This is a genomic window from Streptomyces sp. NPDC041784, assembly GCF_055591025.1.
The window spans coordinates 500,622-513,301 of sequence record NZ_JBVJAB010000003.1 but is presented as its reverse complement, the minus strand read 5'-3'; the positions used below and the strand labels follow the sequence as shown (position 1 = coordinate 513,301).

Annotated in this window: 13 protein-coding genes and 1 pseudogene; 10 read left to right on the top strand and 4 right to left on the bottom strand. The window is 73.4% G+C overall.

Translation table 11 applies throughout. The annotated features are described in order from the left end of the window. Nucleotides 1-9: 9 nt before the first annotated feature. Both ACZ6D7_RS08930 and ACZ6D7_RS08925 read left to right on the top strand, forming a co-directional pair. Nucleotides 10-423: a PaaI family thioesterase gene (locus tag ACZ6D7_RS08930; protein ID WP_469486053.1), complete on the top strand. Its 414-nt coding sequence runs from the start codon at nucleotides 10-12 to the stop codon at nucleotides 421-423. Nucleotides 424-444: 21 nt separating this feature from the next. Then, nucleotides 445-1,224 carry an HAD-IIA family hydrolase gene (locus ACZ6D7_RS08925; protein WP_469485707.1) on the top strand — a complete coding sequence of 260 codons (780 nt, stop codon included), beginning with the start codon at nucleotides 445-447 and terminating at the stop codon, nucleotides 1,222-1,224. Here ACZ6D7_RS08925 and ACZ6D7_RS08920 read toward each other — a convergent pair. Continuing rightward, the gene (locus tag ACZ6D7_RS08920) at nucleotides 1,213-1,986 is read right to left on the bottom strand and encodes a sulfite exporter TauE/SafE family protein (protein ID WP_469485704.1); all 774 of its coding nucleotides are present in this window, start codon (nucleotides 1,984-1,986) and stop codon (nucleotides 1,213-1,215) included. The genes ACZ6D7_RS08925 and ACZ6D7_RS08920 overlap by 12 nt on opposite strands. A 185-nt stretch (nucleotides 1,987-2,171) precedes the next feature. Here ACZ6D7_RS08920 and ACZ6D7_RS08915 point away from each other — a divergent pair, with 185 nt between their 5' ends. Then, on the top strand, nucleotides 2,172-2,648 hold the full coding sequence (locus tag ACZ6D7_RS08915; protein WP_469485702.1) for a Dps family protein: 477 nt from the start codon (nucleotides 2,172-2,174) through the stop codon (nucleotides 2,646-2,648). Here ACZ6D7_RS08915 and ACZ6D7_RS08910 read toward each other — a convergent pair. Then, entirely contained in the window at nucleotides 2,638-3,882 is a 1,245-nt protein-coding gene (locus ACZ6D7_RS08910) for an amidohydrolase (RefSeq protein WP_469485698.1), read from the bottom strand. The genes ACZ6D7_RS08915 and ACZ6D7_RS08910 overlap by 11 nt on opposite strands. Nucleotides 3,883-4,155: 273 nt before the next feature. On the opposite strand from ACZ6D7_RS08910, the pseudogene ACZ6D7_RS08905 reads away from it, so the two are divergent. Continuing rightward, nucleotides 4,156-4,255: pseudogene (locus ACZ6D7_RS08905) on the top strand (ABC transporter ATP-binding protein); the annotation flags it as partial. Here the strand turns inward: ACZ6D7_RS08905 and ACZ6D7_RS08900 are convergent. After that, complete coding sequence (locus tag ACZ6D7_RS08900; protein WP_469485696.1) at nucleotides 4,252-5,106, bottom strand: Cof-type HAD-IIB family hydrolase; 855 nt, start codon at nucleotides 5,104-5,106, stop codon at nucleotides 4,252-4,254. The pseudogene ACZ6D7_RS08905 and the gene ACZ6D7_RS08900 sit on opposite strands and share 4 nt — an antisense overlap. Nucleotides 5,107-5,194: 88 nt before the next feature. On the opposite strand from ACZ6D7_RS08900, the gene ACZ6D7_RS08895 reads away from it, so the two are divergent. The 6 genes from ACZ6D7_RS08895 to murJ all read left to right on the top strand — a co-directional run bounded on the left by ACZ6D7_RS08895 (nucleotide 5,195) and on the right by murJ (nucleotide 11,285). After that, on the top strand, nucleotides 5,195-6,022 hold the full coding sequence (locus ACZ6D7_RS08895; protein WP_469485692.1) for an SAM-dependent methyltransferase: 828 nt from the start codon (nucleotides 5,195-5,197) through the stop codon (nucleotides 6,020-6,022). A 35-nt stretch (nucleotides 6,023-6,057) separates the two neighbouring features. Further along, nucleotides 6,058-7,461: a type I glutamate--ammonia ligase gene (locus ACZ6D7_RS08890; RefSeq protein ID WP_469485690.1), complete on the top strand. Its 1,404-nt coding sequence runs from the start codon at nucleotides 6,058-6,060 to the stop codon at nucleotides 7,459-7,461. Nucleotide 7,462: 1 nt separating this feature from the next. After that, complete coding sequence (locus ACZ6D7_RS08885) at nucleotides 7,463-8,596, top strand: amidohydrolase family protein (protein ID WP_469485687.1); 1,134 nt, start codon at nucleotides 7,463-7,465, stop codon at nucleotides 8,594-8,596. Nucleotides 8,597-8,620: 24 nt separating this feature from the next. Beyond that, nucleotides 8,621-9,151: an NUDIX hydrolase family protein gene (locus tag ACZ6D7_RS08880; protein ID WP_469485685.1), complete on the top strand. Its 531-nt coding sequence runs from the start codon at nucleotides 8,621-8,623 to the stop codon at nucleotides 9,149-9,151. A 5-nt stretch (nucleotides 9,152-9,156) separates the two neighbouring features. Next, the gene (locus ACZ6D7_RS08875; RefSeq protein WP_469485682.1) at nucleotides 9,157-9,573 is read left to right on the top strand and encodes a (2Fe-2S) ferredoxin domain-containing protein; all 417 of its coding nucleotides are present in this window, start codon (nucleotides 9,157-9,159) and stop codon (nucleotides 9,571-9,573) included. Nucleotides 9,574-9,656: 83 nt separating this feature from the next. Continuing rightward, entirely contained in the window at nucleotides 9,657-11,285 is a 1,629-nt protein-coding gene (gene murJ, locus ACZ6D7_RS08870) for a murein biosynthesis integral membrane protein MurJ (protein WP_469485679.1), read from the top strand. A 75-nt stretch (nucleotides 11,286-11,360) separates the two neighbouring features. Here the strand turns inward: murJ and ACZ6D7_RS08865 are convergent, their stop codons facing one another. Further along, nucleotides 11,361-12,620 carry a cytochrome P450 gene (locus tag ACZ6D7_RS08865; RefSeq protein ID WP_469485678.1) on the bottom strand — a complete coding sequence of 420 codons (1,260 nt, stop codon included), beginning with the start codon at nucleotides 12,618-12,620 and terminating at the stop codon, nucleotides 11,361-11,363. Nucleotides 12,621-12,680: the final 60 nt, after the last annotated feature.

The following is a 12,680-nucleotide window of genomic DNA, read 5'->3' as shown; positions in this document are numbered from 1 at the left end:
CTCGACCTCATGCGTCTCGTCCAGGCCGGGAGCCTGGGCGACGTGCCGTCCATCGGGCGGCTGCTGGGGATGCGCTTCGACGAGGTGGAGCACGGGCGGATCGTGATCTCGCTCGACACCCGGCCGGACTTCGCCAATCCCCTCGGCACCGTGCACGGCGGCATCGCCGCGACGCTGCTGGACTCGGTGCTGGGCTGCGCGATCCACACCACGCTCCCGGCCGGGACCGGGTACACCACGCTGGAGCTGAAGGTGAACTACATCCGGGCCGCCCGCACGGACGGGCAGACCCTGACCGCCGAGGGCAGCGTGATCCACGTGGGCCGGCGCACGGCCACCGCCGAGGGCAAGGTGCACGACGAGCGGGGGAAGCTGATCGCCCACGCGACCACCACGTGCATGATCCTTCCGGCGGACGGCTGATCCCGGCGCTATGGTCCCCCCATGGGTGCTGTGCGTGCCGTCCTGATCGACATCGACGGGGTCCTCACCGTCTCCTGGAAGCCGCTGCCGGGCGCGGTCGAGGCGCTGCGGGCCGTCCGGGAGGCGGGGTTCGGGGTCGCCCTGGTGACCAACACGACGTCCCGGACCCGCGCCTCGATCGCCGCGACGCTGGCGGAGGCCGGGTTCGCGGTGACGGCCGAGGACGTCCTGACCGCCCCGGCGGTCACCGCCGCGCATCTCGCCGAGCGGTATCCGGGGGCCCGGTGCGCGCTGCTGAACAGCGGTGACATCGCGGAGGACCTGGCGGGCGTCACCCTGGCCGACGACGACGTGGAGGTGGTCGTGGTCGGCGGGGCCGGACCCGAGTTCGGGTACGCGGCGCTGGACCGGGCCTTCGGCCACCTCCAGCGCGGCGCGCGGCTGGTGGCGATGCACCGGAACCTGTACTGGCGTACGGACGCGGGGCTGCGGCTGGACTCCGGTGCGTTCGTCACGGGCCTGGAGGCGGCCGCGCGGGTGGAGGCCGAGGTGACGGGGAAGCCGTCGCCGGCGTTCTTCGCGGCGGCGCTCGGGCGTCTGGGGGTGAACGCGGACGACGCGCTGATGGTGGGCGACGACATCGAGTCGGACGTCCTGGCGGCCCAGCGGGCCGGGATCACCGGGGTGCTGGTGCGCACGGGCAAGTACCTCCCGGAGACCCACCGCGCGGCGAGCGGCACACCCGACCACGTGCTGGACTCGTTCGCGGACCTGCCCGCGCTGCTGGGGCTAGCGCAGTAGCAACTGGAGGCCGCCCACGATCGTCGCGGCGATGACGAGCTGCTCGAAGAGCCGCTCGTTGATGCGGTGGACGGCCCATGTGCCGAGCAGCGCGCCCGGGACGACGAAGAGGGCGAGCGCGGCGTCGAGGAGCAGCGAGCGGCCGTCGATCAGGCCTAGGCCGGCGCTGAACGGCACCTTGGTGAGGTTGACGATGAGGAAGAAGAACGCGGAGGTGCCGAGGAAGCCGAGCTTGCGGAAGCCCGCGGAGAGCAGGTACATCGACATCACCGGGCCGCCCGCGTTGGCGACCATCGTGGTGAAGCCGCCGAGGACGCCGTAGGAGCGGGCTTTGACGCGGCCCGCGCGGCTGACCACCGCCTCGGGTCCGTCGGCCGCCTCGGCCGTGCGGCGGCGCCACACCGTGACGCCCGCCATCAGCAGCAGGATCGCGCCGATCGAGGTGCGGACGGCACCGTCGTCGGCCCACATCAGGAAGAGCGTGCCGAGGACCACGCCGGCGGCGACGGCCGGGAACAGCCGCCACAGGGTGGGCCAGTGGGCGTGGCGCCGGTAGGTGAGGACGGCCAGCACGTCCCCGGCGATCAGCAACGGCAGCAGGACGCCCGTGGAGGCGCGGGCCGGCAGAACCGCGGCGAAGATCGCGAGACTGACCGTGTTGGCCCCACTGACGGCTGTCTTGGAGAAGCCGACGAGGAGGGCCGCGAGGGCGAGGGCGGCGAACTCCCAGCCGGTGATGTGCCACAACGTCATCGTGTTCATGCGGAGACCGATGCTACGCACATCTAACGGCCCCCTGTAAGGACCGTCTCGCCAGTTGGCCCCGACGGACTGTCAGGGCCTCGGGGGCCTCGGGAGCCCCAGGCCCTCATGGTCCCGTTTGGGCTGTTTCGCCCTGGGCACCCGGGTGCCGACGGCGACAGGACGCGACCAGGAGGAGCATTCGTATGGCTGTCGTGAAGAGCCCCCTTCCCGAGCCGGCCCGGCAGGTCACCTTCGACGCGTTGCAGAGCACCCTGGTGGATCTCCTCGGGCTCTCCCTGATCGGGAAGCAGGCGCACTGGAACATCGTGGGCCCGCGGTTCCGCTCGATCCACCTCCAGCTCGACGAGGTGGTCTCGGCGGCCCGCGGTTACGCCGACACGGTCGCCGAGCGCGCCGCCGCGCTCGGGCTGCCGCCCGACGGCCGGCCCGAGACGATCGCCTCGGCGTTCACACTGCCCGGCCCGAAGGACGGCTGGATACGGGACGACGAGGTCGTCCAGGTGATCGCCGAGACGCTGGGCGCGGCGATCGGACGGCTGCGGGAGCGGATCGCGGCGACCGAGGAGGCGGACCCGGTCACCCAGGACCTGTTGATCGGCATCACCGCCGAACTGGAGAAGCAGCGCTGGATGTTCGAGGCGGAGAACGTCACCCGCTGAGCCGGGACAGCGCGGCCGACACCAGGGTGCGCGCCCCGGGCAGCAGCACGGACAGGTCCGGGGCGAATCGCGGACTGTGGTTCCCGGGCACGCCGGCGAGCTTCTCCGCCAGCTCCTCCCCGGGGGCCGCGTCCCAGACGGCGGCCGGGGTCGAGGTCACGTACCAGTAGTCGTACGGCACTCCCTCGGGCGCCAGGAGGGAGAAGTCCTCGCTGCCCATCGCCTGCCCGAAGTCGAACACCGAGTGCGCGCCGAGGAGTTCGCGGTGGACGGCGGCGATCTCCCTGTCCAGGGCGGGGTCGTTGACGGTGTTCGGGTAGCCGGGGATCACCGTGACCTCCGGCGGCACCGGGCAGCCCGCGGCGGCGCACTCGCCCTCGACGATCCGCCGGATCGCGGTGAGGACCCGTGCGCGCACCCGGGTGTCCTGGGTGCGCACGTTCAGTGCGAGCCGGGCCTCGGCGGGGATGATGTTGGGCTTCGTGCCGGCGTGGAACCGCCCCACGGTGAGCACCGCCGACTCGCCCGCCGCGACCTCCCGGGCGACGACGGTCTGCAGCCGGGTGACGACGTACGCGGCCGTCACCACCGGGTCGACGGTCGACTCGGGCCGCGAGCCGTGGCCGCCCACGCCGTGCACGACGACGTCGACGTCGTCGGAGGCCGACAGGGTCGGCCCGGGGGTGTGCGGGTAGAAACCGGCGAGCCCGGGTGTGACGTGCTGGCCGAACAGCACGTCGGGGCGCGGGAAGCGTTCGTGGACGCCGTCCGCGACCATCGCGGCCGCCCCGCCCTCGGCCTCCTCCGCGGGCTGCCCGACCACGACGAGCGTCCCGGACCAGGTGTCGCGGGCCGCGGCGAGCGCCTCGGCGGCGGCCGCGAGCCAGGTGACGTGCAGATCGTGGCCACAGGCGTGCATCACGCCGTCGACCGTGGAGGCGTACGCCAGGCCGGTCGCCTCGCGCACGGGCAGCGCGTCCATGTCACCGCGCAGCCACACCACCGGCCCGTCGCCGTTGGCGAGGACCCCGACCACGCCGGTGCGGGCGACGCCCTCCGTCACCTCGTACCCGGCCGCGCGCAGCCGCATGGCCAGCTTCGCGGCGGTGCGGTGCTCCTGGAAGGAGAGTTCGGGGTGGCGGTGCAGGTCCTGGTAGAAGTCCTCCAGGTCCCCCGGCTTCAGGTCCGAGGTGATCTCCCTGGCCAGACGGGCCACGACGGCCGGTTCGCTCATACCGCTTCCCTCTCCTGCTCCCTCGCCCGCACCTGCCCGACGGGGCCACGGTACGCGGGGGCACCCGCGCGTGGTCGGCCGAACGGTCGAGGAACCCGCCGGTGAACCCTGGCCGTTCGGCCGAGGTACGGGCGGACCCGCGCGGGCGAGGGTGGAGCGGGCTTCCTCCCCGGTCCGGCACCCGATGAACCCGGTCCTGGCCGCCTACGGCCTGGTGAAGAAGTACGGCTCCACCACCGGACGTGGCGCTGCCGCTGATGCCGGAGGGCGCCCCAGGCGCAGCGCGTGGCGGTCGCCCGCGCGCTGGTCGTCGCGCCGGACGCGGTCTTCGCGGACGAGCCGGCCGGCGCCCTGGACCAGCGCCATCCGTCAGAGGTTCAGTACGCGGGCGACCGTGCGCAGCACGCCGTCGTCGTTGTTGGACGGGGCGAGGTGGCGGGCCCGGCGGACGACCTCCGGGTGGGCGCCCGCCATGGCGAACGACCAGTCGGCGGCGTCCAGCATCTCCAGGTCGTTGAGGTAGTCGCCGAACACCATGGTCTGCGCGGGGGTGATGCCCAGCTCCCGCTGGAGCCTGCGCAGGGCGGTGCCCTTGTCGGCGGTGCGGTTCAGGACGTCCACCCAGTGCTCGCCGGAGACGACGACCCGGTGGGTGTCCGCGAAGGCGGCGAGCGCCGGGGCGGTGCTCTTCTCGACGGGCCCGAAGTCGAAGAGGGCGACCTTGATCACGTCGTCGTCGACGGCCCCGGCGTCCTCGACGACCTCGCAGCGCACGTAGTACTTCTCCACCTCGGCCAGGAAGGCCGGGTCGGACCGCTCGACGTACGCGGAGCGCTTGCCGCAGACCACGGCGCCGAGGTCGGCCCCGCCGGCCGCGAGCCGCCGTACGGTCTCGACGAGCCGGGTGACGACGGCCGCCTCCAGCGGGTCGGAACTCAGCTCCTTCCCGTCGCGCACCACGTGGGCGCCGTTCTCGGCGATGAACACCATCCCGTCGGCGACCTCGGCGAACTGGGCGGCCAGGGTGGCGTACTGCCGTCCGCTGGCCGGGCTGAACAGGATCCCGCGCTCGCGCAGTGCCGCGAGGGTGTCCCACAGTCCGTCGGGTACGCGCTTGTCGTCGTCGAGCAGGGTGCCGTCCATGTCGGTGACGATCAGACGGATGTCGACGGCGCCCGCCGGCGACTCGGGGACGGCCAGGCGGGGGACGTGAGAGTAGGGCATGTCCTGCTTCTTGTCCGGAGGTGATCGGATTTTCACCCTACCGGGGTACTGGTGAATCCCAGGACAGCGTTGATCATCCGGCGGCAGAATGGCAGCCGGACGGTCGGGCGCGAGAAGGGCGAGGAACGTGGGCGGGACACGGCTGGACACGAGCGTGGCGCACAACGCGCGGGTGTGGAACTACTGGATCGGCGGCAAGGACAACTACGAGGTCGACCAGCGGGTCGGCGCGCATGTCGCCGGGATGTTCCCGCTGATCCGGGACATCGCGCGCGCGGACCGCTGGTTCCTGGGCCGGGCGGTGCGGTTCCTGGCCGAGGAGCGCGGGATGCGCCAGTTCCTGGACATCGGCACCGGGCTGCCGACGGCCGACAACACCCACGAGATAGCGCAGCGCGTCGCGCCGGACTCCCGGATCGTGTACGTCGACAACGACCCGATCGTCCTGGCGCACGCCCGCACCCTGCTGACGGGCACCTCCGCGGGGGCCACCGACTACATCGACGCCGATGTGCACGACCCGGCGGCGATCCTGGAACGCGCCTCGGGGACCCTCGACTTCGGCCGGCCGGTCGCGGTGATGATGCTGGGCATCCTGAACTTCGTCCTCGACCACGACGCGGCCCGGGACATCGTGCGCAGGGTCATGGCCGAGGTCCCGTCGGGCAGTTGCCTGGTGCTGACCCACCCGACCCACGACCCCGAGGTGGGCGGCGAGGGCCAGATCCCGGCGATGAAGTTCTGGAACGAGAACGCCACACCGCCGATCACCGCCCGCGCCGGCACGGAGATCGCCGCGTTCTTCGACGGCCTGGACCTGCTGGAGCCCGGCCTGGTGTCCTGCTCCCGCTGGCGCGCCGACGACGACTCCGCCGCGGTGGTGCCGCAGTACGGCGCGGTGGCCGTGAAACCCTGACGGACACATACGGACGTACCGACCGTGGAGGACGTATGACGACCCTTGCCGACCCCGTCCCCGGCGGCCGCCCCGGCGATGTCGAGCGGGCCACCGCGCTCGGCGGGGAGCTGTCCGCGAGAGGTGTGCACGGGGTCGTCCTGTCCTACGTCGACACGGCGGGCGTGGGCAGAGTGAAGACGGTACCCACGGCCGGGCTGGCCGGGGCGGCCGCCTGGGGCGTGGGGATGTCCCCGGTGTTCGACACGTTCCTGGCGAACGACCACATCGTCACCACCGAGGTGCTGGGCTCCCCGGACGGCGATCTGCGGCTCTTCCCCGACCTGGACCGGCTGGTGGTGCTGGCCGGGCAGCCCGGGTGGGCGTGGGCGCCCGTCGACCGGATCGCCCAGGACGGCGCCCGGCACCCGGGCTGTTCCCGCACCTTCCTGCGGCGGATCGTGGCCGACGCGGCGCGGGAGCACGGCCTTCTCTTCAGGGCGGGCATCGAGATCGAGTGGGCGGTCGGCCTGGACTCCGCGCCCGCCGGGGAGTTCGTCCCGGCGACGACCGGTCCGGCGTACGGCGCGACCCGGCAGGTCGAGCTGAGCGAGTACACCGCCGAGCTGCTGGCGGTGTGCGCGGCCCAGGGCGTGGACGTCGACCAGATCCATCCCGAGTACGCGCCGGGCCAGTTCGAGATCTCCGTGGGCGCCCTGGACCCGGTGGCGGCGGCCGACCGCAGCGTCCTGGTCCGCCAGACGATCCGCGCGGTGGCCCGCCGGCACGGCCTCAGGGTCTCCTTCTCCCCCGCCGTCGCGGCCGAGGGCGTCGGCAACGGCGGGCACGTCCATCTCTCCGCCTGGCGCGACGGCGTCAATCTGCACGCCGGGGGCGGGCGGCGGCACGGGATGACGGCCGACGCGGAGGCGTTCGCCGCCGGGATCCTGGAGCGGCTGCCCGCCCTGACGGCGGTGACCGCGCCCAGCCCGGCCAGCTATCTGCGGCTCAAACCCTCCCAGTGGGCGGGGGTGTTCACCGCCTGGGGCCTGGAGACCCGCGAGGCGGCCCTCCGGCTGGTCCGGGGCACGGCCGGCCGGCGGGAGCAGCAGGCGAACCTGGAGGTGAAGCCCGTGGACCTGGCCGCCAACCCCTACCTTCTCCTCGGCTGTCTGATCATGGCCGGCCTGGACGGGCTCGCGCGGTCCGCCGTCCTGCCGGAGGAGACCACCGGCGACCCGGCCCGGCTCGGCGCCGCCGAGGCCTCGGCGCGGGGCGTGCGCCGGCTGCCGACCTCGCTCGCCGAGGCCGTCTCGGAGTTCCGTACCGACGACGTGCTGCGCCGCGCGCTCGGCCCGGTCCTCGCCGACGCGGTGACCGCCGTACGGCAGGGCGAGAGCGACGCGGTCGACGGGCTGGACGACGAACAGGTCTGCGCCGCCTACCGCTGGGTGTACTGACATGGCCGGCGGACCCGTCCACGAGGCGCTCGCGGAGCTGGAGCTGGTGGACCACCACTGCCACGGCGTGGTCACCGGGCCGCTGGACCGGCCGGGTTTCGAGGCGCTGCTCACCGAGGGCGCGAGCTGGCCCGGCGTCTCCTCCTTCGACACACCCGCCGGTGTGGCCGTACGCCGGTACTGCGCGCCGGTGCTCGGCCTGGAGCGGCACGCGCCCGCCGACGTCTATCTGGCCCGGCGGGCCGAGCTGGGCCCGCCGGAGGTGAACCGGCGGTTCCTCGCCGCGGCCCGCACCGGCGTGTTCTGCGTCGACACCGGCTTCGCGCCGCACCCGGTGACCACGCCCGCCGAGCTGGCCAAGGCGGCCGGCGGGGTCGCGCACGAGGTGGTCCGGCTGGAGTCGGTCGCGGAGGCCGTGGCGGCCCGGGGCGTCGAGGCGGACGGCTACGCCGACGCGTTCCGGGCGGCCGCGCTGGACGCGGTGCGCCTGCCCGGGGTGGTCGGGGTGAAGTCGGTCGCGGCCTACCGCACCGGCTTCGACCTGGACCCCGCCCGACCCTCGGACGCGGACGTCACCCGGGCGGCGCGGCGCTGGCTGGGGCGCGGCGGCCGGCTCGACGAGCCGGTGCTGGTACGGCATCTGCTGTGGACGGCCGTCGACCTCGGACTGCCGCTCCAGCTGCACACCGGCTTCGGCGACCACGACATCCGGCTGCACCGGGCGGACCCGACACATCTCACGGACTGGCTGCACCTCACGGCGGGCACGATCCCGGTGCTGCTCCTGCACTGCTGGCCGTACCAGCGGCAGGCCGGTTATCTGGCCGCGGTGTTCGAGCAGGTGTACCTGGACGTGGGGCTGACCCTGCACCACGTCGGCCCCGCGCGGGCCCGGGCGGTCCTGGAGGAGGCGCTGGAGATCACACCCTTCCGCAAACTGCTGTACAGCTCCGACGCCTACGGTGTCGCCGAGTTCTACGCGCTCGGCGCGCTGGCGTTCCGCCGGGGCCTGGGGGAACTGCTCCAGGACCGGGTCGACGCCGACGAGCTGGGCCTGCCCGACGCGCTGCGGCTGGCCCGCTGGGCGGCGGCGGACAACGCCCGCCGGGTCTACCGGCTTCCCGACGGACACTGAAAGTATGATCGAACAATGTCAGACATGACCGAGACCACGCCCGGTTGGCTGAGCCAGGACGAACTCGAACTGGCCCGTGCCCGGATGCCGATCCTGTACGTCGAGGCCGTGCCCGTGCGCGTCGACGAGAGCGGCGAAGTCAGCAGCATCGGCCTGCTGCTGCGCATCGGACCGGACGGCAACGTCAGCCGGACCCTGGTCTCCGGCCGGGTCCTGCACCACGAACGCGTCCGGGACGCCCTGCTGCGGCATCTGGAGAAGGACCTCGGCCCGGTGGCCCTGCCGCGTGTCCCGACCTCGCTCCAGCCGTTCACGGTGGCCGAGTACTTCCCGACCCAGGGTGTCACGCCGTACCACGACCCGCGTCAGCACGCCGTGTCGCTGGCCTACATCGTGCCGGTGTCGGGCGACTGCCGGCCCCGGCAGGACGCGCTGGACCTGGTGTGGTTCAGCCCGCAGGAGGCGGCCTCTCCGGCGGTGCAGAGCGAGATGCCGGGCGGGCACGGGTTCCTGCTGCGGCAGGCCCTGGCCCATGTCGGCCTCTCGGCCTCCTGACCGGGATGGTTCCTCGTCAGCGGACGCTGGTCGGCGCCGCGCTCAGCCGCCCCTGCACCCTCGTGGTGTGCAGGGGCTGCTGCTGCGGCGACGCCCGCAAGCACCCCGGCTACGACCACGCCTGGCAGCTGGAGCGTCTGCGCGCGGCCGCCGCGGACTCCGGCGGCGCCTTCGACGTGCGGACGACGGACTGTCTGGGCCCCTGCGACCAGGCGAACGTCATCGTCGTCCAGCCCTCCGCCGGCGGCCGCCGGGCCGGCGGCCGGGCCACCTGGGTCGGTTTCGCCATGGACGACGACTGCACGGACGAGATCCTCGCCTGGGCGGCGGCCGGCGGACCGGGTGTCGCAGCTCCTCCGGCGGCGCTGCAACTCCAGTTCGTCAAGCCACCCAGGGACGCGCGGGTGCGCAGCCGCCGCTAGGACGGATCGGTACAGGTTCTGGCGAACACCGCTGCGAACTGTTCGATTGGAGCTCGCCGATCTTGATGCCCTAGGTTGGCCCGATGGGGGCGACGACCGAACAACCGGTACGGGAACGCAAGCGCGGCGGGGCGGCCAGGTCGTCGGTGCTGATGGCACTGGGCACGGTGGTGTCCCGGGCGACGGGACTGATCCGGCAGGTCCTCCAGGGCGCCGCCCTGGGCACCGGCCTGCTGGCGACGACGTACAACACGGCGAACACCGTGCCGACCAGCCTGTACACGCTGTTGATCGGCGGCGCGCTGAACTCGGTGCTGGTGCCGCAGCTGGTACGGGCCCGGTCCACCCACGCGGACGGCGGCCGCGCGTACGAGCAGCGGCTGGTCACACTGGTCGTGTCGGTGCTGGCCGTGGGCACCGCGCTGGCGGTGTGGGCGGCCCCGCAGATCGTCGGCCTGTATCTGCGTGACACCCCGGACACCCACGAGGCCTACGAACTCACCGTGGTCTTCGCCCGTTTCCTGCTTCCGCAGATCTTCTTCTACGGCCTGTTCAACATGTACGGCCAAGTCCTCAACGCCCGCGAGAAGTTCGGCGCGATGATGTGGACTCCGGTCCTCAACAACATCGTGCTGCTGGGTATGTTCGGCGCCTACCTGGGGCTGATGACCGTGCCCGAGCGGGTGGCGGACATCACCGAGGCGCAGGTCCGGCTGCTCGGCATCGGTACGACGGCCGGCATCGCCGTGCAGGCGATCGCGCTCGTCCCCTTCGCCCGGGCGGCCGGGTTCCGCTTCCGGCCCCGGTTCGACTGGCGCGGCTCGGGCCTGGGTTCCGGGGTGCACGCCGCCAAGTGGACCCTGCTGTTCGTGCTGACGAACCTGGTCGCGCTGACCGTCGTCACGAACTACGCCAACGCGGCCGACCAGGCGCTGCCGGACGCCGGTGCGGGATACACGGCCTACACGTACGCGCAGACGATCTGGATGCTGCCGCAGTCGGTGGTCACCGTCTCCCTCGTGACCGCGCTGCTGCCACGGATGAGCCGGGCGGTGGCGGAGGGCCGGACGGCGGATCTGCGGGCCGACCTGTCGCGCGGGCTGCGGGTGAGCGGGGCCGTCATCGTGCCCGCCGCGTTCCTGTTCCTGGCGCTCGGCCCGCGCATCGCCACCCTGCTCTTCGCGCACGGCGCGGCGGACGCGGCCTCCGCCCAGCCGCTCGGGCACATGCTCCAGGCGTTCGGCCTGGGGCTGATCCCGTTCTCGGCGCAGTACCTGCTGCTGCGCGGCTTCCACGCGTTCGGCGACACCCGGACGCCGTTCTTCCTGGCGGTGTGGATCGCGGCGGTGAACATCGCCCTGGCCACCGCATGCCATCTGCTGCTGCCCGTGCGCTGGGCGGTGACCGGCATGGCCGGCGCCTACACGCTGTCCTACCTGGCCGGGCTCGCCCTCACCGTCCGGCTGGTGCGCCGGCGGGTGGGCGGGCGGCTGGACGACGGCGCGCTGCGGCGGACGTACACCAGGACGACGTGTGCCGCCGGCCTGGCCGCCGCCCTGGCCTGGGCGGCGGACCGGGCCTGCGCGGAGCGGCTCGGGGACGGCACCCTGCCCACCGCCGCCGCGCTGGCGGCGGGCGTCCTCACGCTGGGCCTGGTCTACCTCGGCCTGGCCCGGCTGCTGAGGGTCGGGGAGCTGCGCCGGGTGCGGTGAGCCGTCCGTCGGTCGGGTGATCGGCCGGCGTGGGCTGGGGTGGTGAGCCGTCAGGTAGTGGGGCTGCGTGGTGGGTCAGGTGGTGGGCCAGACCACCGGGAGGGCCAGCAGGCCGTGGAGGACCAGTCCGCCCGGGAGGTACTGCGGTGCGAAGCCGGGAGCCAGGTCCAGCGCGGGCAGCGTCTCGACCAGGGCCTCCAGGGCGATCCGGCTCTCCAGCCGGGCCAGGTCCGCGCCGAGGCAGGCGTGCGGGCCGTGGCCGAACGCGAAGTGGCTCGGCGGCCCGCTCCGGTCGAGCCGGAAGGTCTCCGGGTCCTGAACCGAGCCGGGGTCCCGGCCCTGCGCCGCGACCATGGCGTGCACCTTCGCACCGGCCGGGATCGCCACCCCGCCGAGGACCGTGTCCTCGGTGACCAGCCGGGGCGCGCCCTGGAGCGAGGGGTCGAACCTGAGCCCCTCCTCCACGGCGGCGGGGATCAGCCCGCGATCGGCGACCACCGCCTCCCAGAGCGTGCGGTCCCGCAGCAACTGGTGGACGGTGTTGGCGATGAGGTGCGTGGTGGTCTCATGGGCCGACGGCAGCAGGTTCAGGACGGCGGCCACGGCGTCGTCGGGCGTGCAGACCGGGTCGCTCTGCGCGGCCGCCGCGGCGAACACGCTGACCAGGTCGTCGGCCGGCCGCCGGCGCCGGTCCTCCAGCAGGGCCCGGACGTACGCCTCGAACTCCAGCACGCTCTTGGCGCAGCGCAGCTGCTCCTCCGGGGGCAGCGGGAGGACCTGCATGAGGAGCCAGTCGTTGTTCCACGCCTTGACCGTGTCCCGGTCCTCGGGCGGTACGCCGATGAGGTCGCAGATCACGGCCAGCGGCAGAGGCTGGGCGAACCGGGAGAGGAGGTCGGCGCCGCCCTCGTCCCGCAGATCCCGTACGAGCGCGGCGGCGGTCGCCCGGATCGCGGGTTCACGGCGTTCCAGGGCGCGCGGGGAGAACTCCGCGTCGACGAGGGCGCGGAACCGGGCGTGCTCGGGAGGGTCGGCGTTGAACGGCGGGACACGGTAGTAGACCGAACCGGAGAGCAGTTCCCGGCACTCGTCGGTGAAGCCGTACGCGCCATGGGTGTTCGTCCGGCTGGTGAAGCGGACCGGGTCCGTCAGGACGGCGGCGGTCTCCTCGCGTCCCGTGACGACCCAGGGACCCTCCCCGGTCATCGGGCAGACCGGGGCGTCCCGGCGGGCGACGCGGTAGGCGTCGTGCGGGTTCGCCGTGAAATGGGGGTTGGCGAGGTCGAACGGCTTGGCGGGATCGATGCCGGCGGTGGGCGGGGGCTGGTCGCTCATGCGGGTGTCCTTCGCGGTCGGTGCGGGGGCGGGGTGGGGCGGAGTACGGGGGCGGGGTGG

Coding starts and splice junctions, on each gene's coding strand:
- ACZ6D7_RS08930 (WP_469486053.1), top strand. CDS start 10: ATGCGTCTCGTCCAGGCCGGGAGCCTGGGCGACGTGCCGTCCATCGGG.
- ACZ6D7_RS08925 (WP_469485707.1), top strand. CDS start 445: ATGGGTGCTGTGCGTGCCGTCCTGATCGACATCGACGGGGTCCTCACC.
- ACZ6D7_RS08920 (WP_469485704.1), bottom strand. CDS start 1,986: ATGAACACGATGACGTTGTGGCACATCACCGGCTGGGAGTTCGCCGCC.
- ACZ6D7_RS08915 (WP_469485702.1), top strand. CDS start 2,172: ATGGCTGTCGTGAAGAGCCCCCTTCCCGAGCCGGCCCGGCAGGTCACC.
- ACZ6D7_RS08910 (WP_469485698.1), bottom strand. CDS start 3,882: ATGAGCGAACCGGCCGTCGTGGCCCGTCTGGCCAGGGAGATCACCTCG.
- ACZ6D7_RS08900 (WP_469485696.1), bottom strand. CDS start 5,106: ATGCCCTACTCTCACGTCCCCCGCCTGGCCGTCCCCGAGTCGCCGGCG.
- ACZ6D7_RS08895 (WP_469485692.1), top strand. CDS start 5,195: ATGGCAGCCGGACGGTCGGGCGCGAGAAGGGCGAGGAACGTGGGCGGG.
- ACZ6D7_RS08890 (WP_469485690.1), top strand. CDS start 6,058: ATGACGACCCTTGCCGACCCCGTCCCCGGCGGCCGCCCCGGCGATGTC.
- ACZ6D7_RS08885 (WP_469485687.1), top strand. CDS start 7,463: ATGGCCGGCGGACCCGTCCACGAGGCGCTCGCGGAGCTGGAGCTGGTG.
- ACZ6D7_RS08880 (WP_469485685.1), top strand. CDS start 8,621: ATGACCGAGACCACGCCCGGTTGGCTGAGCCAGGACGAACTCGAACTG.
- ACZ6D7_RS08875 (WP_469485682.1), top strand. CDS start 9,157: ATGGTTCCTCGTCAGCGGACGCTGGTCGGCGCCGCGCTCAGCCGCCCC.
- murJ (WP_469485679.1), top strand. CDS start 9,657: ATGGGGGCGACGACCGAACAACCGGTACGGGAACGCAAGCGCGGCGGG.
- ACZ6D7_RS08865 (WP_469485678.1), bottom strand. CDS start 12,620: ATGAGCGACCAGCCCCCGCCCACCGCCGGCATCGATCCCGCCAAGCCG.